The sequence below is a fragment of the Clostridium sp. YIM B02506 genome, assembly GCF_022324845.1.
GTDB classification, from domain to species: Bacteria; Bacillota; Clostridia; order Clostridiales; family Clostridiaceae; genus Clostridium_T; species Clostridium_T intestinale.
Window position 1 is genome coordinate 1 of record NZ_JAKGTG010000042.1, and the last position, 20,406, is coordinate 20,406.

At 30.5% G+C, this 20,406-nt stretch carries 20 protein-coding genes and 1 tRNA gene; 15 read left to right on the top strand and 6 right to left on the bottom strand.

The genetic code is table 11. The features are described 5' to 3' along the window. Positions 1-353: 353 nt before the first annotated feature. Positions 354-581, top strand: coding sequence for a hypothetical protein (locus tag L1S49_RS21105; RefSeq protein ID WP_238907299.1), 228 nt, complete (start codon positions 354-356; stop codon positions 579-581). A gap of 12 nt (positions 582-593) precedes the next feature. On the opposite strand, the gene bcp is transcribed toward L1S49_RS21105, so the two are convergent. Further along, the gene (bcp, locus tag L1S49_RS21110) at positions 594-1,061 is read right to left on the bottom strand and encodes a thioredoxin-dependent thiol peroxidase (RefSeq protein ID WP_238907300.1); all 468 of its coding nucleotides are present in this window, start codon (positions 1,059-1,061) and stop codon (positions 594-596) included. A gap of 160 nt (positions 1,062-1,221) precedes the next feature. Here bcp and L1S49_RS21115 point away from each other — a divergent pair, with 160 nt between their 5' ends. Both L1S49_RS21115 and uraA read left to right on the top strand, forming a co-directional pair. After that, a complete protein-coding gene (locus L1S49_RS21115) occupies positions 1,222-1,968 on the top strand; it encodes a peptidylprolyl isomerase (RefSeq protein WP_238907301.1) in 747 nt (248 codons plus the stop codon). Between the two features lie 180 nt (positions 1,969-2,148). Beyond that, positions 2,149-3,441, top strand: a complete 1,293-nt coding sequence (gene uraA / locus L1S49_RS21120) for a uracil permease (protein ID WP_238907302.1) — start codon at positions 2,149-2,151, stop codon at positions 3,439-3,441. Between the two features lie 40 nt (positions 3,442-3,481). Here the strand turns inward: uraA and L1S49_RS21125 are convergent, their stop codons facing one another. Together L1S49_RS21125 and L1S49_RS21130 are read right to left on the bottom strand one after the other, a co-directional pair. Continuing rightward, complete coding sequence (locus tag L1S49_RS21125; protein WP_238907303.1) at positions 3,482-4,129, bottom strand: HAD family phosphatase; 648 nt, start codon at positions 4,127-4,129, stop codon at positions 3,482-3,484. A 121-nt stretch (positions 4,130-4,250) separates the two neighbouring features. After that, positions 4,251-5,603 (bottom strand): [Fe-Fe] hydrogenase large subunit C-terminal domain-containing protein, encoded by a 1,353-nt coding sequence (locus tag L1S49_RS21130; protein ID WP_238907304.1) that lies wholly within the window; start codon positions 5,601-5,603, stop codon positions 4,251-4,253. 97 nt (positions 5,604-5,700) lie between these two features. On the opposite strand from L1S49_RS21130, the gene L1S49_RS23325 reads away from it, so the two are divergent. Both L1S49_RS23325 and L1S49_RS21135 read left to right on the top strand, forming a co-directional pair. Further along, positions 5,701-5,823, top strand: coding sequence for a hypothetical protein (locus L1S49_RS23325; protein ID WP_275299651.1), 123 nt, complete (start codon positions 5,701-5,703; stop codon positions 5,821-5,823). A gap of 55 nt (positions 5,824-5,878) precedes the next feature. Then, positions 5,879-7,276 (top strand): N-acetylmuramoyl-L-alanine amidase, encoded by a 1,398-nt coding sequence (locus tag L1S49_RS21135; RefSeq protein ID WP_238907305.1) that lies wholly within the window; start codon positions 5,879-5,881, stop codon positions 7,274-7,276. Between the two features lie 31 nt (positions 7,277-7,307). On the opposite strand, the gene L1S49_RS21140 is transcribed toward L1S49_RS21135, so the two are convergent. Then, a tRNA-Pro gene (locus tag L1S49_RS21140) sits at positions 7,308-7,383 on the bottom strand. 137 nt (positions 7,384-7,520) lie between these two features. Between L1S49_RS21140 and L1S49_RS21145 the strand changes: the two genes are divergently transcribed. The 4 genes from L1S49_RS21145 to rsmI all read left to right on the top strand — a co-directional run bounded on the left by L1S49_RS21145 (position 7,521) and on the right by rsmI (position 11,089). Beyond that, the gene (locus tag L1S49_RS21145) at positions 7,521-7,820 is read left to right on the top strand and encodes a hypothetical protein (protein ID WP_021803665.1); all 300 of its coding nucleotides are present in this window, start codon (positions 7,521-7,523) and stop codon (positions 7,818-7,820) included. Positions 7,821-8,183: 363 nt separating this feature from the next. Beyond that, complete coding sequence (locus tag L1S49_RS21150; RefSeq protein WP_238907306.1) at positions 8,184-9,389, top strand: C40 family peptidase; 1,206 nt, start codon at positions 8,184-8,186, stop codon at positions 9,387-9,389. Positions 9,390-9,492: 103 nt separating this feature from the next. After that, on the top strand, positions 9,493-10,257 hold the full coding sequence (locus L1S49_RS21155; RefSeq protein WP_238907307.1) for a tRNA1(Val) (adenine(37)-N6)-methyltransferase: 765 nt from the start codon (positions 9,493-9,495) through the stop codon (positions 10,255-10,257). Then, positions 10,250-11,089, top strand: a complete 840-nt coding sequence (gene rsmI, locus L1S49_RS21160; protein WP_238907308.1) for a 16S rRNA (cytidine(1402)-2'-O)-methyltransferase — start codon at positions 10,250-10,252, stop codon at positions 11,087-11,089. Before L1S49_RS21155 ends, rsmI begins: the two co-directional genes overlap by 8 nt. Before the next feature lie 82 nt (positions 11,090-11,171). On the opposite strand, the gene L1S49_RS21165 is transcribed toward rsmI, so the two are convergent. Then, positions 11,172-11,411 (bottom strand): AbrB/MazE/SpoVT family DNA-binding domain-containing protein, encoded by a 240-nt coding sequence (locus L1S49_RS21165; protein ID WP_021803662.1) that lies wholly within the window; start codon positions 11,409-11,411, stop codon positions 11,172-11,174. Positions 11,412-12,330: 919 nt separating this feature from the next. Between L1S49_RS21165 and L1S49_RS21170 the strand changes: the two genes are divergently transcribed. The 6 genes from L1S49_RS21170 (at position 12,331) to manZ (ending at position 18,621) form a co-directional block, all read left to right on the top strand. Next, a complete protein-coding gene (locus L1S49_RS21170) occupies positions 12,331-12,924 on the top strand; it encodes a DUF1836 domain-containing protein (RefSeq protein ID WP_181602201.1) in 594 nt (197 codons plus the stop codon). 94 nt (positions 12,925-13,018) lie between these two features. Continuing rightward, on the top strand, positions 13,019-15,805 hold the full coding sequence (locus L1S49_RS21175; RefSeq protein ID WP_238907309.1) for a sigma-54-dependent transcriptional regulator: 2,787 nt from the start codon (positions 13,019-13,021) through the stop codon (positions 15,803-15,805). A 225-nt stretch (positions 15,806-16,030) separates the two neighbouring features. Continuing rightward, positions 16,031-16,468, top strand: a complete 438-nt coding sequence (locus L1S49_RS21180) for a mannose/fructose/sorbose PTS transporter subunit IIA (RefSeq protein ID WP_238907310.1) — start codon at positions 16,031-16,033, stop codon at positions 16,466-16,468. Between the two features lie 2 nt (positions 16,469-16,470). Next, positions 16,471-16,947, top strand: coding sequence for a mannose/fructose/sorbose PTS transporter subunit IIB (locus L1S49_RS21185; RefSeq protein ID WP_021803658.1), 477 nt, complete (start codon positions 16,471-16,473; stop codon positions 16,945-16,947). Between the two features lie 35 nt (positions 16,948-16,982). Beyond that, the gene (locus tag L1S49_RS21190; RefSeq protein WP_021803657.1) at positions 16,983-17,771 is read left to right on the top strand and encodes a PTS mannose/fructose/sorbose transporter subunit IIC; all 789 of its coding nucleotides are present in this window, start codon (positions 16,983-16,985) and stop codon (positions 17,769-17,771) included. 19 nt (positions 17,772-17,790) lie between these two features. Then, the gene (gene manZ, locus L1S49_RS21195; protein WP_073018963.1) at positions 17,791-18,621 is read left to right on the top strand and encodes a PTS mannose transporter subunit IID; all 831 of its coding nucleotides are present in this window, start codon (positions 17,791-17,793) and stop codon (positions 18,619-18,621) included. Between the two features lie 135 nt (positions 18,622-18,756). Here the strand turns inward: manZ and L1S49_RS21200 are convergent, their stop codons facing one another. Next, entirely contained in the window at positions 18,757-20,331 is a 1,575-nt protein-coding gene (locus tag L1S49_RS21200; protein ID WP_238907311.1) for a multicopper oxidase, read from the bottom strand. Positions 20,332-20,406 lie beyond the last annotated feature (75 nt).

Sequence of the window (20,406 nt, forward strand, 5' to 3'; positions counted from 1 at the left end):
CGATAGCTCAGTCGGTAGAGCAGAGGACTGAAAATCCTCGTGTCGCTGGTTCGATTCCTGCTCGAGCCACCATAAGCCTAGTATTAACTAGGCTTATATTTTTCTCTTGAGTTAACGGTAAAAACTCTATCAAAACTCCGATAATTAACATTAATTAGTTGATGTTTACAAGTTGGATAAAATCACAGTGAAAGCTGTGATTTTTTGTTTCTGTTTTTTAAAATATATTAACTAGATGTAAATAAAAATTTAAGTATATTTAATATTACCTTAAGCAGAATGTAAGAAAATCTTAATATATTGAGGATATAATAATCAATAATAAGATTTTAATAAAAGGGTTGGTGAGGTTTATGAAGGAGGTTTTTAACAAGATTTCTTTAACTGAAGAAGAAAATGATTATTTAGCAAAAGGAATTGCATTAGGTGCGGGTCTAGGTGTATTGATTGGTGTGGTTGTAGACAATGTTATGTTTGGATTTTCTTTAGGTGGAGTTTTAGGAGTATTAGGATCTCTGGCCTTCTCTTCATATAGAAAATATAAAAATAAGAATATAAAATCAGTAATTAAAAAACTGTAGGAATTAATATTCCTACAGTTTTTTTAAGTTTTCTATAACATCATTAATATGATCTTTTACTTTGACTTTTCTAAATTCTTTTCTTAGAATACCTTTTTCATCAATTAAAAAAGTGCTTCTTTCTATGCCAATGGTTTTTCTTCCATACATATTTTTCTCTTTTAATACATCATATAGCGCACAAACTTCTTTATCTTCATCACTTAACAATAAAAATGGTAATCCGAATTTAGCAATAAATTTATCATGAGAGGCTAAACTATCTTTACTTATACCAATTACAACAGCATTTTCGTTAGTTATAGTAGGTATACTATCTCTAAAGTCACAGGCTTGTGTAGAGCATCCTGGAGTGTTGTCTTTTGGGTAGAAATAAAGAACAACCTTTTTCCCAAGATAATCACTTAGTTTATGTGTTTCTCCATCTGATCCTTTTAATATGAAGTCAGGTGCTAGATTTTCAATTTCTATTTTTGACATAATTATTACCTCCTAAGTATATGATTTTATTATATAATAATTATTATTAATCATCAAGGAAAAGGAAGTTAAACGATAATATGGAGTTCTTTAGTGTATTAATTTTCTTATATGTGTTATTATGTTAGAGTGTTAAGTTTATATATAAAGGAGATTATGTATGGAAAATAAAGTTTTGGCAGTTGTAGCTGGTAATGAAATAACTGAGATGGATTTACAACAAGCTATTTTAAAGTATCCTCAAGATAGAAGAGGGATGTTTGCAACAGAGCAAGGTAAAAAACAATTATTAGAACAAATGATTTCATTTGAATTAATGTTCCAATTTGGAAAAGAAGCTTCTTTAGATAAAACTAAAGAATTTGAAACAGAAGTAGAAAAGTTTAAAAAAGAACTTTTAACTCAAATGGTTATTAATAAAGTAATATCAGAAGTAACTGTTACTGATGATGAAGCTTTAAAATACTATGAAGAAAATAGAAGTATGTTTTCAGAACCAGAAAATGTGACAGCAAAACATATTTTAATAAGTTCAGAGGAAGAAGCAAATAAAATTAAAAAAGAAATAGAATCAAATACCGTAACATTTGAAGAAGCTGCTAGTCAATATTCATCATGTCCATCTAAGGAACAAGGTGGTAATTTAGGTTCATTCTCAAGAGGAATGATGGTTCCTGAGTTTGAAGAAGCTGCATTTGCATCAGAGATAGGCGTTGTAACTGAACCTGTTAAAACTCAATTTGGATATCACTTGATAAAGGTAGAAGCTAAAAATGCTGGTAAAGATTTAGATTTTGAAGAAGTTAAGGATGGAGTTGTAAATCAATTACTTCAAGAGACTCAACAAAAGAAATATTTTGATTTAATTGGAGAATTAAGTACAAAGTATACTATAGATAGAAAATAATAAAATCGCTCTAGATTGTTAAGATCTAGAGTTTTTTATTGAAAATATTAAAGAATTTAATCATTGGGAGATTATAACTAAATTATTTTAGTCATAATATGTTGAAATATAATATAAAAGATGTTATAGTTATAAAAGCTTTTAACTTAGTCCAGAGAGACTAGCAAGGGGGATAAACAAATGAATAATGAACAATTACAAGTATCAGTGGTAGATGTAAATGAGAGTGTGCCACTAAAGAGAGCAATTCCTTTAAGTATCCAGCATTTATTTGCAATGTTTGGATCATCAGTATTAGTACCAATTCTTTTTGGAATAGATCCAGCGACAGTATTATTTTTTAACGGTATAGGTACATTATTATATGCATTCCTTACTAAAAAGAAGATACCTGCATATTTAGGATCTAGTTTCGCATATCTTGCACCAGTTTTTCTATTGTATAGTGAAGGGTATACCTTCCAACATGCACAAGGTGGATTTGTCGTTTCAGGTTTAATTTTTGCTACAATTGCTATAATAGTTAAATTTACAGGAACAGGTTGGATAAACAAATTATTCCCACCAGCAGCTATGGGAGCTATAGTTACAATCATTGGATTAGAATTAGCACCAACAGCAGCAGATATGGCTGGATTCGCAGTAGGTGGATCTAATAATCCGGAGTTTTCTAATCCTAAATGGATATTAGTATCTATGATAACTTTAGCAGCAGTAATTTTAAGTAGTGTATTACTAAGAGGATTCTTAAAAGTTATTCCTATATTAATAGGTGTTGTGGTAGGTTATATTGCAGCATACGCTAATGGATTAGTTGATTTTACAGCGCTTGGACAAGCAAGTTTCTTTGTAACACCGGATATTAACATAGCTAAATTTGATTTCACAGCAATAATGACAATATTACCAGCAACTTTTGTAGTAGTAGCTGAGCATATAGGTCATTTAGCAGTAACTAGTAGTATAGTTGGAAAAGATTTATCTGAAGATCCAGGACTACATAGATCGCTTCTTGGAGATGGATTATCAACAGCACTATCAGGATTTTTTGGTTCAGTTCCAACAACAACTTATGGTGAAAACATAGGGGTTATGGCATTAACTAAAGTTTATAGTGTATATGTTATATGTGGAGCTGGTCTTATATCTATAGTATTAGGTTTTTCAGGAAAGCTATCAGCTTTAATTAGCAGTATACCAGTACCAGTAATAGGAGGAGTTAGTTTACTTCTATTTGGAACTATAGCTACATCTGGTTTAAGAACTTTTATAGAAAAAGGTGTGGATTTTGCTAAGTCAAGAAACCTAATTTTAACATCAGTAATTTTTGTAATAGGATTAAGTGGTATAACTGTAAAATTAGGAGCTGTAGAATTAAAAGGAATGGGACTAGCTACTATAGTTGCCATGATTTTAAGTGTAAGCTTTATGATATTTGATTCACTAGGAATAATGAATGAAAAAGAAGATTAATAATATAAAGGCAGGAGATTTTTAAAATCTCCTGCTTTTTTTATACAGCTAATTCAGTGAAATCTTCAATATACTTATCAGCACTATTAATAAGTTTTTCCCTATGCTTAGATGAATGTTCATCATATACTGCTACAACTTTCATTCCAGCAGCCTTAGCACCTTCTACAGCAGCGGGTATGTCTTCAAAAACAATACACTTATCTGGAGTCACACCTAAACGCTTTGCAGCTAAAAGATATACATCAGGAAAGTTTTTTCCTCTAGTAACCTCATTCGTAGTTGTGATGTTATCAAAAAAATCCTTAATATCATTACTTTCTAAAGCTATATCTAATAAAGGTGATGAATTTGAAGTAGCAAGAGCTAGTTTAATGCCATTAGATTTTAAATAGCTTAATAATTTTTTAGCTCCAGGTTTAAGTCTGGCTTTATTCAAATAATTATCATAGGCTAAATCGTTAATTTCTTTAACTATTTCATCTGTAGATTCTTTTAGATTAAAATTGTCCTTAAAATACTGAGCGGTCTGCTTAAAACTTAAATGATTTATTTTTTCTTCTAAATCAGAAGGTCTTTTTGCTCCCTTACTTTCTAAATAAGTTATATTAATTTCATCCCAAATCCACATTGAGTCTATAAGAGTTCCATCTAAATCAAATATTGCAGCTTGTACATCTTTAAACAAATATATCTCCCCCAAATTCCTAATGTTATTTTTATAGTATATTAAAAAGTTATTAAGTTCAATATCATAATAATTTTTAATGCAGCATATCAAACTCTATATACTGCATTAATGAAACAGTTTAGCTAAATTCTCTTTCAAAGATTTTAATTTTTTCTTTACTCTTAAAATCCTCTAAGGAATCTATACCAACCTTACTTAAAACTTCTTTCATAATATCGCTATGAGTAGCTACCTTAACGGCTGAATTGTAGGCAAATTCATCAACTGAGGTTTTACCATGTTCTTTAGGAATTAGGGCTTTAGGGCCGCCGACACATCCTCCAACACAACCCATTCCTTCTATAAAATTGGCATCTAGTTCTCCGGCCTTAGCTTTTTCTAATATTTCTTTACATTCCTTTACCCCGTTAGCTTGAGCAGTTTTTAGTTTTATATGTTTTTCAGGAAAAAGTTCTTCAACTGCTTCTGATACAGCTATTGAAACTCCACCAGTTCTTGCATACAATCTTCCTCCTCTTGAAGCATATTCTATTGAAGGGATTCCTTGAAGTTCATTTGGTTTAATATCTAAAACTTCAAATATTCCTTTTAATTCTTCAAAGGTAAGCACGTAATCAATAGCATCTGAGATATCCTTATCTCTAGCCTCTGCTTTTTTAGCTATACAAGGACCTATGAATACAACCTTAACATCTGGATTCAACTCTTTTAAAACTCTTCCTGCTGCAATCATAGGAGACACAGAAGGGGAAACATCTTTAACTAAATCATGATATACTTTTTTTAACATACCAACCCACATAGGACAGCAACAAGAGGTTATCATAATGTCACCATCTTTATTAACGTGATGATTAAATTCTACAGCTTCTTTTATGGTTAACATATCAGCTGTAAAAGCAACTTCTATCATGTCTGAGAATCCCATTTTTATAAAAGCAGCTCTATATTGGTCCATTGTTACATCAGATCCCCATTGACCAGATATTGCAGGAGCAACAGCTGCTATTACTTTTTTATTATTTTTTAGTAAATCTATTATTGGTATAAATTCAATCCTATCTATAAATTTACCACTATCACAAACATCCACGCATATGCCACAGTCAGTACAAAGTTCAGTTTCTATATAAGTAGTTCCCTTTATTGGATCATCTAAAATAGCATCAAAGGGACAGGCGGTTTGACACTTGGTTTTCTCACCAGCTTCAGAAGTACAGTCTCTAGAACAAGAGGAAACTTTTTCAATTATTTTTTCTCTAACCTTATAGTTTGTAATAGCTTTCTTTAGGTTATAAATGAAATTTTCATCAGCTTTAACATCAACACCACATAATGAAGAGATTACAGACATAGCTTCAATCTTATCAAAGTTTGGAGAATTCATTATATTTTCTAAGGTTGAATTAAAATTTCCATCATAATAGGATTTAACTAATTCTTTAAATAAGTCTTCGTAAATTTTTTTCATAATATTCCTCCTAAGTGTAAATACTAATTTAGTAAACTTTTCTATTTGTTAGATTAACCATTATTTATAACTATTATGATTATAGGAGAGAAAACTTATGAAAATATTGATAGGAATTTATATATTTTTAATACTTATATTTTGGAGTCTTTGTGTAGCTGCTTCAAAAAGCGAAAAATATTATGAAAATATTATGTCTGATAAGGAAGAAGTGAAATAATTATGTAAGTTACAAAATATATATTATATGTAGTAATTTATTTAGGAAGGTGGATATGGTAGATTTAGTTATAGATCCGGGTCACGGAGGATCAGATTATGGGGCTAGAGGAGAAGGCTCTTTGGTAGAAAAATCTTTAACCTTGGACATTGCAAATAAGATTAAAGAGTATTTGGATAAGAAACAGATATCTGTAATTTTGACTAGAAATGATGACAGATATGTGACTTTAGAAGAGAGAGCTAAAATTGCTAATAAAAATAAAGCTAGATGTTTTATGAGTATTCATATTAATAGCTCGGGTGTAGATAGTGCTGAGGGAACGGAAGTTTATACATTTACTAAAGGTGATGAAGGCGAGAGGTTAGCTACTAATGTGTTAGATAAGATAGTCTCTGGTGTTAGTTTAAAAAATAGAGGTGTAAAGTTTGCTAATTTTACGGTTCTAAAAGAAACTGAGATGCCAGCAATTTTAGTAGAAACGTGTTTCATTAGTAACTCAAAAGAAGAAGCGTTGCTTAAAGAAGATTACTTTAGAGACAAAATAGCACTTTCTATAGCTAATGGTTTTCTTAGACATATTGGAAGAGAAGAAATTTCTATGGGAATAGATGAAGACATAGTTATTAATTCGAGAACCCCTATAATATCAACATCTACTGCAACAAAGTATCAAGCATTTCAATGGGCTAGAAAAAAGGGAGCTACAGAAGAGTTTATTGCACTTGCAGAAATTTATTGGAATACATCTATTGAGTCTGGAGTAAATCCAGTAGTAGCATATGCACAAAGTGCTATAGAAACTAATTTAGGAACTTTTAATGGGGTTTTTAAGAACGAGTATAAGAATCCATGTGGATTAAGGATAAGTAATGATGTAAATGATGAAAATGGAGGATATGCAACATTTAACAATTGGACAAGTGGTGTTGAGGCTCATTTAGATCATTTAGGACTTTATGCAGGAGGCGTTATTTATCCTAAAAGAATAAGTAGGGATCCTAGACATTTTCCTTATTTATTAGGTAAAGCAAAATATATAGAAGACTTATCGGGAAATTGGTCACCTTTAGATGACTATGGAATGAAGGTATTAGAGTTAGTTAAGGAAATAGAGTCAAGCTACTCAGAAGAGGGGATAGCACCTATAAAACTTGATGATAATAATGATGGGAATAACTATAACGATGAGTTAGTAAATGATGATGATAGTGTTGAAGGACTAAAAAAGGAAGTTAGTAGTATTATTAATGATATAGAAAAGCTTAAAAGCAGAACTGAAGAATTAAAAATATATATTAACTCAGTAGAAGGATTTTTGGCACAGGAGAAAAAACTTAAAGAGGCTTTAAATGCAACTAATATGTCATTACAGGAAAAAAATAAGAGTTATGAGCAAACTATAGAAGATATTTTAGATGTAATAAGTAAATTAAGAAGTATTGTTATATAAAAAAAAGAATTGCCTAAGCAATTCTTTTTTTTGGTCGGGGTGACAGGGATTGAACCTGCGACCTCATGGTCCCAAACCACGCGCGCTCCCATCTGCGCTACACCCCGTAGCACATAGATTATTATAAATAGTTTCTTTAAAGATGTCAATAATTTTAATTAAAATATTCTAAGACTGTATTTACTTTTATTTATACAGTGTATATAATACCTTTAGTTTATAAAATAAAGGGAGGTAAATTGCTATGAGAGGAACTACTGTGATCATGGTGCTAGCAAGCCTTTGGTTTCTAATATTAGGAACAAGCATTTTGTTAAGTAAAAAAGTAAGAGGTATTATAGAGAGTGCAAGTATCGCTAATGATAAAACGGCTTATGTTAGATTTAATGCGTTTTTTAATTTATGCTTAGGGGGAATAGGTGTACTATTAGGGGTTGTGGATTACTTTTTTAAAGAGTATTCATTGTACATAGTGGGAGCTTATGCTGTAATTATGATATCAGCCGGATTAATCCAAGGAAGACTAAGTGCTAAATATAAATAAATAGTTAAAGACCTTGTTTATGTATTAAGAAGCAAGGTCTTTTGATTTGTAGCACTTTACGCTTGATATTTAACTAAATATTATAATATACTTATATGGAGCATAGAATTATAATAGGTAAAACAACTAATAATATTTTGTTCACAACATGTTTGTATTTACAAATACAATGGACTGTAAACATTTTATCTGACAACTTTAATGTTGGATAGGTTGTGGCAGTTTTTAATAAATTGTAAAATTTTAATTGTTGGACGAATTGGGATTGGTTGTAAATAGGAAAAGTGTTATACTTATAACAGTTTACTAATTAATTGAAGGGGGGAAGGTATTACTTATTCGCTTAGTAATGCCAAGGTGTTTATGAAGAAGAAGGCAATATCAGCTTTACTTGCAGCCTCGCTAGTATTCGGAACAGGTGTACAAGTATGGGCAGAACCTTTAACAGAGCAGCAACAGCAGGAACTTAACGAAAAGGGTGCAAAGGCGGCAGATGCAAAAAGTAAGTATTCGGAGTTAAAGAATAAAGTAGATGAATTAGATGCACAAATTCAACCAATAGCAATAGCTGTGGATGAAAATAATACTAAGATAGCAAATACAAATAAAGAAATTGATAATACTAAAAAAGAAATTGAAAAAAGTCAAAAAGAATTAGCTGAAAAAGAAGAGGTTTTTGGAGCTAGAATGAGAGCTCTATACAAATCAGGTGGACAAGAAAGCTACATAGGACTTTTATTAAGTGCTAATAGCTTAGGAGACTTTGTTTCTAAGGCTCAGGCAGTTGGTAAGATAATGAGCTTAGATAAGCAAATCATAGATGAGCTTAATGAAAAGAAAAAAGAATATGATGAACACATTGCGACGTTGAAAACTAAGATTCAAGAACTTGAAGATTTAAATAAAGATAATAAAGTGAAATTAGAAGAACTAAATGTTAAAAAAGCAGAACAACAAGTTTATGTTGATCAAGCTAAAGCAGAATATGATAAGATAGCGGATGATTTAATTACAGTTGAAAGAAATCTATATAGGCCTTTTGCTAATATAGTAAATAATTCAAGTAGTTCAGTTGATGATTTAAATAATGCTATAACAACATTAAGATCTCTAAGAAAGAATGTTAAAAGTTCTCAAGCTGATAGCGAACTATTTGACTTAATAGAAAAAGCTAAAAGTTTAGTTCAGCAAAAAACAGCACCATCTTTAAGTAGAGGTGATGGAGCAGGATCTGCATCGGATTCAGCAATTCTTTCTATAGCATATAGTAAATTAGGAGTGCCATATCGTTGGGCGGCAACCGGACCTAATTCATTTGATTGTTCAGGATTTACTCAATACGTATATAGACAAGCAGGTATATCTATAGGTAGAGATACAGATGCTCAAATGGGTAACGGAACTCCAGTGAGTTATTCTAACCTTCAGGTTGGAGATTTAGTCTTTACTAGTTCTCATCATGTAGGTATATATGTAGGAGGAGGTCAAATGATTCATGCACCGCAAACAGGAGATGTAGTTAAAGTATCAAATATTTGGTCCTTCTACACAGCTAGAAGAGTGAAATAGAATATAGTTTATTTTAGAGGGTGTTTAAAACATCCTCTTAATTTTTTTTGAAGTTTTTATAATTAATCTTTATAATGGATAAGTAATAGATATTTGGAGTGTGATGAATTTGGATATAAATAGCTTTATTAAAGATGACGAGACCCTTGATGACCTACAGCTTAATGGAATTCATCTTATTCAAAAAAAGAAAGCCTTTAGATTTGGGATAGATGCGGTACTATTAGCTAATTTTGCAGAAGTAAAAAGAAAGCATAGAGTAATTGATATTTGTACTGGAACAGGAATAGTACCATTTATAATATATGGGAAAAAATCTCCTGAGAGTATTCTCGGTATTGAGATACAAGAAGAATTTGTCGAAATGGCAAAAAGAAGCGTAGAAATAAATAATGCACAGGAGAAGGTACAGTTTATTAAAGGGGATATTAAAGATATAAAACTTATGAAAACAATAGAGAAAGCTGATGTTATAACAGTAAATCCCCCATACAAACTTAATTCTTCAGGAATAATAAATAGCAGTGATAAACTTGCTGTAGCTAGACATGAAATTTTATGCTCATTAGAGGATGTAATAATAGGCGCCAGGATTTTACTAAAAGATAATGGCAAATTATATATGGTACATAGACCAGAAAGATTGGCGGATATTTTATGTTTGATGAGAAAGCATAAAATAGAACCTAAAAGAATTAGAATGATTCATCCCAATACAAAAAAACCTCCTAATATAGTGTTAATTGAGGCACAGAGGGATGGAGGGGCTTTTCTTAAGTGGGAAGCACCTTTATATGTATATAATGATTGTGGAGGCTATAGCGAGGAAATAGAGCGTATATATGGAAGGGAGAAAGATAATGGGTAAATTATATATAGTACCTACTCCAATAGGTAATTTAAAGGATATAACTATAAGAGCTTTAGATGTTTTGAAAGAGTGTAATGTTATTGCGGCTGAAGATACTAGACAAACAATAAAACTTCTTAATCATTTTAATATCAAAAAACAACTGATAAGTTATCATCAACATAATGAATTAACGAAATCAGAAGAGATAATAAATAGGGTAAGAGGTGGAGAAATTGTAGCTTTAGTTAGTGATGCTGGTTCTCCGGGGATATCTGATCCTGGTAGTGTGATTATTAAAAGATGTATAGAAGAAGAAGTTGAATTTGAAGTATTACCAGGGGCAACTGCAATAATAACAGCGTTAGTTAATTCAGGATTAGATACAACTAAGTTTACTTTTAGAGGTTTTGTACCTAGAGAAAATAAAGAAAGAAGAGTATTAATTAGTGAAATAAAAAACCATAAAGAAACACTGGTATTTTATGAGGCTCCACACAGGATTAAAGAAACCTTAAGTTTTCTTCATGATGAATTAGGAGATAGAAAAGTGGCTATTTGTAGGGAGTTAACTAAACTTCATGAACAAATAGTACGTGGATCAATTTTAGAGGTTATAGAACATTTTAATACAAATAACCCAAGAGGAGAGTTTGTAGTTGTAATTGAAGGGAAAAGTCAAGAGGAAATAGACTTAGAACAAAAGGCTAAATGGGAAAACACTACGGTGGAAGAACATATAATACTTTATGTAGATAGAGGATATAGTAAAAAAGAAGCAATTAAATTAGTTGCAAAAGAAAGAAGTATGCCTAAGTCAGAGGTATATAAATATTCAACTGATCTATAATAAAAAAGCACTTCTTGGGGTTGAAGTGCTTTTTTAACCATATATACATATTGATTTATTTATGGATTAAAAATAATGTTAATTATTTTTTTAATTCAGCCATACAGTTCTTGCATATATTTTTTCCCTTGTAGTTAGTAACATCTCTTGCATCTCCGCAGAATATGCAAGCTGGCTCATATTTCTTTAATATGATTTGCTCACCGTCTACATATATTTCTAGAGCATCCTTTTCAGCGATATCTAATGTTCTTCTTAGCTCTATTGGAATAACTATTCTTCCTAACTCGTCAACTCTTCTTACTACACCTGTTGATTTCATATAAATTTCCTCCTCGTTTTACAACATTCGACATTTCGTATATTAATATTAGCAAAGATGTAATTTAAAGTCAATACATTTTCTCTAAATAACTGCAATATTTACAAATTTCTTACTTAAATAACATCTAAGATTAATATAATACCAAATAATTGAAATGTCAATAGTATAGTTTTCAAATAAATGGTAATAATATTATATAGATGAAATGAATAAAATAAGTATTTATAAAGGTTTCAGGGATATAATATAGTTGGATATATGAAGAATAATAATATTTTTAGAAAATTAAATTTCTGTGATAAAAAAGTAATAACTTACCATAAATAAAGATTATATGTCGAAAGTGTATATAAAATAAGGATTATATTAACAATGATTCTATATATTATATGTCAATAAAAAGTATAAGTTACAGAAATATAAATAAATAATTAGTTAGTTTGACGAATAATACTAAGATAGTTATTTTATGTAACAATTTATTATATAATTCATTACAATATATATAAATTTTTTTTATTATTATAATTAAAATATTAAAAAAATATAAAAACTCATGTTTTATAAAAAATTATTTGTTGAAGTATTTATATTGACAAAAGCATATTAGAGAAAAATGTTGATAAATAGCTAACTATTCAACAGGTGTTCCACAAGTAATAAACAGATAATCCACAGGGTAAATGTGAATTATGTGGATAAAAATGGATGTAATAAATTTATATTCACATAATTTTTGAAGTTATCCACAATATATGTTGATAACTTGTTTATAACTGTGGATTGTAACTCTAAGGGTCTTAAAATAAGGATTTATTAAAATAAAATATTATTAATAAATTGATGATAACTTGTAAAGAGTTTTGGTATACTATATAATAACAGATATAGTGGATTTTAATGTGGAGGTACTCTTATGGATGAAAAAAGATTTGATGAAGAATACATTGCGAAGTTGGCAGAAGAGATGTCTAAAAATAATATGATATCTTATGATGATTTACCTAAATATGACTTATTTTTATCACAAGTTATAGATTACTTAAATGATAAATTTGTTGACGATAAATATACAAATAATATAGTTCAGAACTATATAAAAAGTGAAGTTATAACTAAGCCAGAAGATGGTAAAAAAAGAGGATATACTAAAGTTCATTTAGCACAATTAGTATTACTTAGTTATATGAGACCAGTACTTACTACAGAGGAAATAAAAAAGGTATTTAAACTAGCATTTAATGAAATAAATCTTAGAGCAGATGATATAATTGACTGGGAGTCTGCTTATAAAATATTTTCAGATATACAAAGTGAAAGTTTTAATGATATAAAAAACTCATCTGTATTACATGATTCAAAATTAGAAAATATAGTAAAAGATTTAAATCTGGAAGACAAAGATGAAGAAAGAATAAAGATATTTTTATTAGTATTATCTTTGATTGCGCAAGCAAGTGTTATTAAAAAATTAGTGCAGAAAATAGTAAATGAATATAATGAAAAATAAATTTCAATAAATCCTCGATATTTTGAGGATTTATTTTTTTGGAATTAATGCTATTATTAGTATATCCAATTAGAAGGAAGTGATCAGTGAAACAATGAAAAGAATAGATAAAATCTATAATTTTTTAATGAATGAAACTAAAGACTTTACTGTAGAAGACTTTAAAGAAATTAAAGGGTTTTCTGCAATAGAGATAGCAGATAGATTAGATATATTAAGGAATAATGTAAGTAAAGAATTAAATGAATTATATAAATCCGATTTAGTGATTAAGATCAAAGAAAGACCTGTTAAATATTTCAGCAAAAGAAGGTTAGAGGAATTATTAAATGTAGAAATAGTAGAGAGACAAGTGGAGATACGCGAGCTTAGTGAACTATTTGGTGAAGAAAGTAAGATGACTAATTCACCTTTTGATTACTTAATAGGAGCTGAGGGGAGTTTAAAACAAGCTATAAATCAATCAAAGGCAGCGATAATGTATCCTCCAAATGGACTACATACATTAATATTAGGAGAAACTGGGGTAGGGAAAACTTTATTTGCAAATATGATGTTTAACTATGCTAAATTCTCTAAAAGATTTAAAGATAATGCACCATTTATAGTTTTTAATTGTGCGGATTATGGAAATAATCCTCAACTACTTCTTTCTCATATATTTGGACACATTAAAGGTGCTTTTACAGGTGCAGATACAGAAAAAGAGGGAATCGTAGAAAAGGCAGATGGAGGAATATTATTTTTAGATGAGATTCATAGATTAAGTCCAGAAGGGCAAGAAATGATATTCTACTTCATGGATACTGGAACTTATAATAAATTAGGAGAAAGCGATAGAAAAAGAAGAGCAAATGTACTTATTATAGGAGCAACTACTGAAGAACCTAAGTCATCATTGTTAGCAACTTTTTTAAGAAGAATTCCAGTAACAATTACAATACCATCACTTCAGAAAAGACCCTTGGAAGAAAGATTGGAACTTATAAAACATATGTTTTCAGCTGAAGCCAATAGAGTAAATAAAAAGGTTATAGTAGCTAGGGAAGTTATAAAAGCCTTGATTGGTAGTTCTTATACGGGGAACATAGGTAAGCTAAAGTCGAATATACAATTAATATGTGCAACTGCATTTTTAAACAGTTTAGAATCGGGAGACGCAATAGAAATTAATATTGAAAGCATACCTCCTAATATTCAAAAAGGACTTTTTGTCATTTCTGATAATAGGAAGGATTTCGAAGAAATTTCATCTATTATAGATAACAATATGATTATTAGTCCTAAGGGACAGATTAGTTTATTAAAAAATGATGATTATGAGCTTCCATTTAATCTATATAGAATTATAGAAGATAAATCCGAAATTCTTAAAAATGAAGGTATGAATAAAGAAGTAATTCATGATTTGGTCATGAAAGATATTGATGCCCAATTAAAAACTTTCTACAAAAAAATTAGAAAAGATAATAATGTAAAAGAAAAACTTTTATCCATTGTAGATAATGATGTATTTGAATTTACACAATATATAAAAAAGTTTACTGAAGATAGGTTAAATGTAACATATGGGGAAAGATTCGTATATGCTGTAAGTTTGCATTTAAGTGTATTTTTAAAACAAAGAGCTGATGATCATTTAACAAAGGAAAAAATAGATAGAATGGGTTATTCCATAGATGAAGATGGGCAGGAGTATGTAGTTGCGGAGGATATAGCGAATAAAATAGAAAACAAATTTAGAGTTAAAGTCCCTAAAATAGAAATTATATATTTAGCCATGTTATTAAAGAATTTAGAAGAAGAAAAGGTTATTAGTGAAAAAGTAGGTATATTGGTAATTGCTCATGGAAGTAGTACTGCCTTAAGTATGGTTAATGTAGCAGTAGACTTACTAGGAAAAGAAGGGCCTATTGAGGCTGTAGATATGCCTCTTGATGTTAGCCCACAAAGTATATTAGAAGAGGTTACGGAAAAAGTTGTTGAAATGAACGAAGGAAAAGGTGTACTTCTAATGGTAGACATGGGTTCTCTAGTAACCTTTGGGCAGATAATACAGGAGAGGACAAATATAAAAACTAGAACTTTAGATATGGTGTCTACTCCTTTAGTTATAGAAGCTGTTAGAAAAGGACATTTATTTTCAGAAGAGTTGGATGAAATATATTTTTCATTAAGAGAATTTAATGGATACAGTAATATTATAAATACCAACTCTAATAAACAGGGTTCATCAAAGCCTAAAACAGTTATAACCGTATGTTCTTCTGGAGTTGGAACAGCAGAGAAACTTAAAGAGATAGTAAAGAATATAATTGAAGACATTTCAGTTGAAGAAATAGAGGTTATCCCTATAGGTATAAAAGGTGCTGAAGAAAATGTAAAAAATCTTGAGAGTACAAAAAATGTCATTGCTATAGTAGGGGTTAAAAACGTAGGCAAAGATATACCATTTATTTCACTTGAATCCTTTATAGGTGGAAGTGGTGCAAATGTATTAAGAGGAATAATATCTGGTGTGGAAGTAAGAGAAGAGGAAAGTAGGAGCCTTTTAATTAGAGAATTGTGTGAAGAAAATTTAGAGGAGTATTTAACATATCTTAATCCTAAAAAGATTATAGGACTTTTGATGGATTTCATTAGATTATTAGAGGAAGGTTTAAATAAAAAGTTATCTAATGCAGAACAGCTTAGATTAATAATACATGTTGCTTGTGCTATAGAAAGAATGGTATTAAATTCTGGATTAACTTATAGAGGAGAAAAGAATTTTACTGCAAATTGCTTAGAGGCTGTTAAAAATTCAGTAAAAGTATTCGAAGATAGTCTCAGAATAATACTAACAGAAGATGAAGTGTATCATATTTGCGAAATAATTTGATACAGTATTAGAAAAAATAAGAAAAGTGTATTAGCTTATAAATAGAAGTGTATCAAAATGTATTTTTCATCATAAGAAAGTATCAAAGTAGTGATATTTCTTAGTTGAAATGGCTTACATTCATTGATACACTTTTTTTGGCATGGATATTGCTATAATAAATAACGTATACAAAATAGATTAGTATATAAAATAAGAATATAAAGTTCTAAAGGAGGAGCGGTTATGCCAGCAGTAGTTGTTGCAACCCATGGAAGATTTTCTGAAGAGTTAGTTAAGTCCTCAGAAATGATTTTTGGAAAACAGGAAAATGTAGAATATATAACCTTTATGCCAGGAGAAGGAACTGAAGATTTAACTAGAAAGTATAGTGAAGCTATAAAAGCTTTAGATATAGAGAATGGGTTAATATTTTTAGTAGATCTTTTTGGAGGAAGCCCATTTAATGCAGCTACATCGATAGTTGTAGAAAATGAAAATATGGATATAGTTACAGGCGTAAATTTACCTATGTTACTTGAGGTATTTGGAGCGAGAACATCTAGTTCTATAAGTGAGCTTGTAAAGATAGCTGAGAATTCAGGTAAAGAGTCCATTAGACCGTTTAAAGAAGGTCTTATAATAAATAAAAACATTAACGATGATGATGAGGAGGTTCTATAATTATGAAAATAGTTTTAGCTAGAATTGATGACAGATTAATACATGGTCAAGTAGCAACAGTTTGGTCGAAGGTAACTGGGTGTGAAAAAATAATAGTAGTAAGTGACGAGGTTGCAAAGGATGAGCTTAGAAGTACATTATTAGTGCAAGTAGCTCCTCCAGGAATAAAAGCACATGTTTTAAACGTTGATAAAGCTATAAGAGTATACAATAACCCTAAAAATGATTTTAAAGCTTTATTATTATTTACTAATCCTACAGATGTTTTAAGATTAGTTGAAGCTGGAGTAGGTATTGAAAGCGTAAATATTGGAGGAATGTCATTTAAAGAAGGAAAGAAACAAATAACTGGAGCAATTTCTGTAAATGATCAAGATATTTCATCTTTCAAAGAGTTAAACAAAAAGGGAATAGAATTAGAAATAAGAGTTGTTGCATCTGACTCTAAGGTTCTATTAAAAGATAAATTACCACTATAAAATTAAAGAATTAAAGAAATGGGAGGAAGAAAATTATGAATGCTTTACAAATTATTCTTGTTGTAGCATGGGCATGTATTTCAGGTATTGGTTCAGTTCTAGATGAATTCCAAACACACAGACCTTTGATATCATGTACAATTATAGGACTTATATTAGGAGATATGAAAACCGGTATTATATTAGGTGGAACATTAGAATTAATGGCTTTAGGATGGATGAATATAGGAGCAGCTATGGCACCAGATGCTGCACTTGCTAGCTGTATATCCACAATTTTAGTAATAGTTTCTAAACAAAGCATTGCAGAAGGAATAGCTATTGCTATACCACTAGCTGCAGCTGGTCAAGTTTTAACAATATTTGCAAGAACTTTATCAGTTGGTTTACAACACAGAGCTGATAAATATGCTGAAGAAGCTAACTTTACTGGAGTAGATATGTGTCATTTAGGTGGATTGGTTATCCAAGCACTTCGTGTAGCTATACCAGTATTAATAGTTGCTATGTTTGCAGGTACAGATCAAGTGACAAATATGCTAAATGCGATTCCGGATTTTATTACAAAAGGACTTCAAGTTGCAGGTGGATTCATAGTTGTAGTTGGTTACGCTATGGTTATAAACATGATGGGTGCTAAACACTTAATGCCTATGTTCTTCTTAGGATTTGTTGTAGCTTCATTCTCAAGCTATAATCTAGTAGCTCTAGGTATATTAGGAACAATTTTAGCTTTACTATATCTACAATTATCACCAAAGTATAATGGAGCAGTGCAAGTTGCATCTGCAAGTGATGACTTTGATGATGATGTGTTAGATTAAGAAGGAGGAGGAAATAGGAATGAGTGAACAAAAAAAATTAACTAAAAAAGATTTAATTAGTGTATTCCTTCGTTCAAACTTTCATCAAGGTTCTTGGAACTTTGAAAGAATGCAAGCTATAGGGTATGCATATGCAATGAATCCTGTTCTTAAGAAGTTATATACAACTAAAGAGGAACAAAAAGATGCCTTAAAGAGACATTTAGAGTTCTTTAATACTCAACCATTTGTAACATCACCTATATTAGGAGTTACTTGTGCAATGGAAGAGCAAAGAGCTAATGGTGCAGATATAGATAATGGAGCTATAAACGGAGTTAAGGTTGGTTTAATGGGGCCTTTAGCAGGAGTTGGTGATCCAATATTCTGGGGTACTTTAAGACCTGTACTTGCTGCATTAGGAGCTTCAATAGCAACTGGTGGTAGCTTACTTGGACCAATATTATTCTTCGTTTTATGGAATGTAGTTCGTTTAGGATTTAGATGGATTACACAATTTTACGGATATCAAGTTGGTGCTAACATAGTTAAAGATTTAGCTGGTAATAAGCTACAAAAATTAACTGAAGGAGCTTCAATACTTGGATTATTCATAATGGGTGCTTTAGTTGCTAGATGGACATCTATAAAGGTTCCATTTGAACTTTCAAGAGTTACTAATGCTGCTGGAGAAGTAACAGTTACAACTGTTCAAAGTGTTTTAGATTCTTTATTACCAGGATTATTAGCATTAGGATTAACATTCCTTTGCATGAGATTATTAAAGAAAAAAGTAAGTCCAATATGGTTAATCTTCGGATTATTTGCAGTAGGTATAATTGGATATTGGATAGGTTTATTAGGTCTATAAGATTAAATTTTCACTACGTTTAATTTTTAGATACCTTGGGAGATACTAAAATAAGTATCTTCCAAGGTTTTTTACATTATAGGAAAATTAACAGCCTGAGTCATTATAATTTTATAATGGCTTTTAATTAAAAAGTTATTCTATTGCTATAGAGTCTTTTAATACTCTAATTGGCCTCATCATATCGTGGTCTTCGTGTTCGAGTATATGACAATGCCACACATAATCCCCAGCATGATCTTTAAAATGCATGATTAATCTTGTTATCATTCCAGGAAAAACTTTAACAGTATCCTTCCAACCAGTTTCGAAGTTTCTAGGAGCTTCTGGTGGTCCAGTATACTTAATCTTACCTGTTTCCTGATAAAAAGAAACATCAAAAGGAATCCTATCTAATATTTTAAATTGAACTAAATGAATATGAATAGGATGAGGAAAAGTAGTTAAGTTTAATATATTCCATATCTCTATACTATCATATTCAGGTTTTTCAGTTGTTGGATCACTCCACATACGATCATTTAACATAAGCATAGGTCTACCGTAATGATCTGTTGAAGCACTTAATGTCAATAGTCTAGAATTATCAGCTAAGTCTTCAGTTAAATGACTTTGTGGTGTTAGTTCATGGGGAATTTCAGTCTTATCTTCTCCTCTTAAAGGTAGACATACTCTAAATTGCATTATTACGCTAATGTTTGGATCTGGAGATTCGTTGTTTAGAGTAATAGTTTCTCCTTTTAAGTTAGAAAAATCAACTATTATATCAGTTCTTTCAGCTGGTTCTAATTCTACTGAGTCCAGTGTAACAGGATGGTGTAGCAATCCCCCGTCTGTACCAATCTGATAAAAGTTTTGTTTATTAGATAAACTTAGAGCATATCCTCTGGTATTTGAGCCATTAATAACTCTAAATCTGTACTTTCTAGGTTCAACATTGAGATATGGCCAGACCTTACCGTTTACTACAATTGTATTACCTAAAAATGCAGGAACTACTGATGGTTTTACATCCACTGGGAATGGTGGTGAATCTGGATAAAATAAAGAACCATCTTTGTTAAAGGATTTATCTTGAATCATCAAAGGGATTTCGTAGTTACCTTTAGGAATATTTAATCTCTTTTCAAGTGGGTCACGAAGAATATAAAGTCCAGCAAGACCTGCATAAACATTTAATCTAGTTATTCCCATACTATGATCGTGATACCACATTAAGGTACCAGGCTGGTGATTGGTATATCTATAAACCTTTCTCTTAAAAGTTTTCCCAGTAAAGGTGTAATCTTTTGTAAACCAAGCATCAGGGTGGCCATCACTTTCCCAGTCAACATTAGCACCATGAAGATGAACTACGCTTCTTACTTCTGGCGAATCAGAAGCACCATGAAGAGTGCGGTCTACAGGTAAAAAATGCTTTGAAGGAAGATTATTAATCCAGCGTACCCATATTGACTTATCTTTTACAGCTTCTATTGTAGGTCCAGGAAAAATCCCCTCATAACCCCAAATATAGGTGAGAGGAAATTGTTTATGAAAAGAATGATAGCTTTCTTTCATTTCAATCTCATAATATATATTCCCGTTTTCTATAAGAGGCCTCATTACAGGAGGACGAGGTAACTTATCTGTAAACTTAGGAATAGTATCAGGATTCGATGGATCTACTATTTCATTATTTGTGCTATCAATATAAAATTCATTACTCAAAATAAGCACATCCTTTTAGATAAATTTAGTCTCTTTTGCAATATATAATATGAATTAAACGACAATGTGTGATAT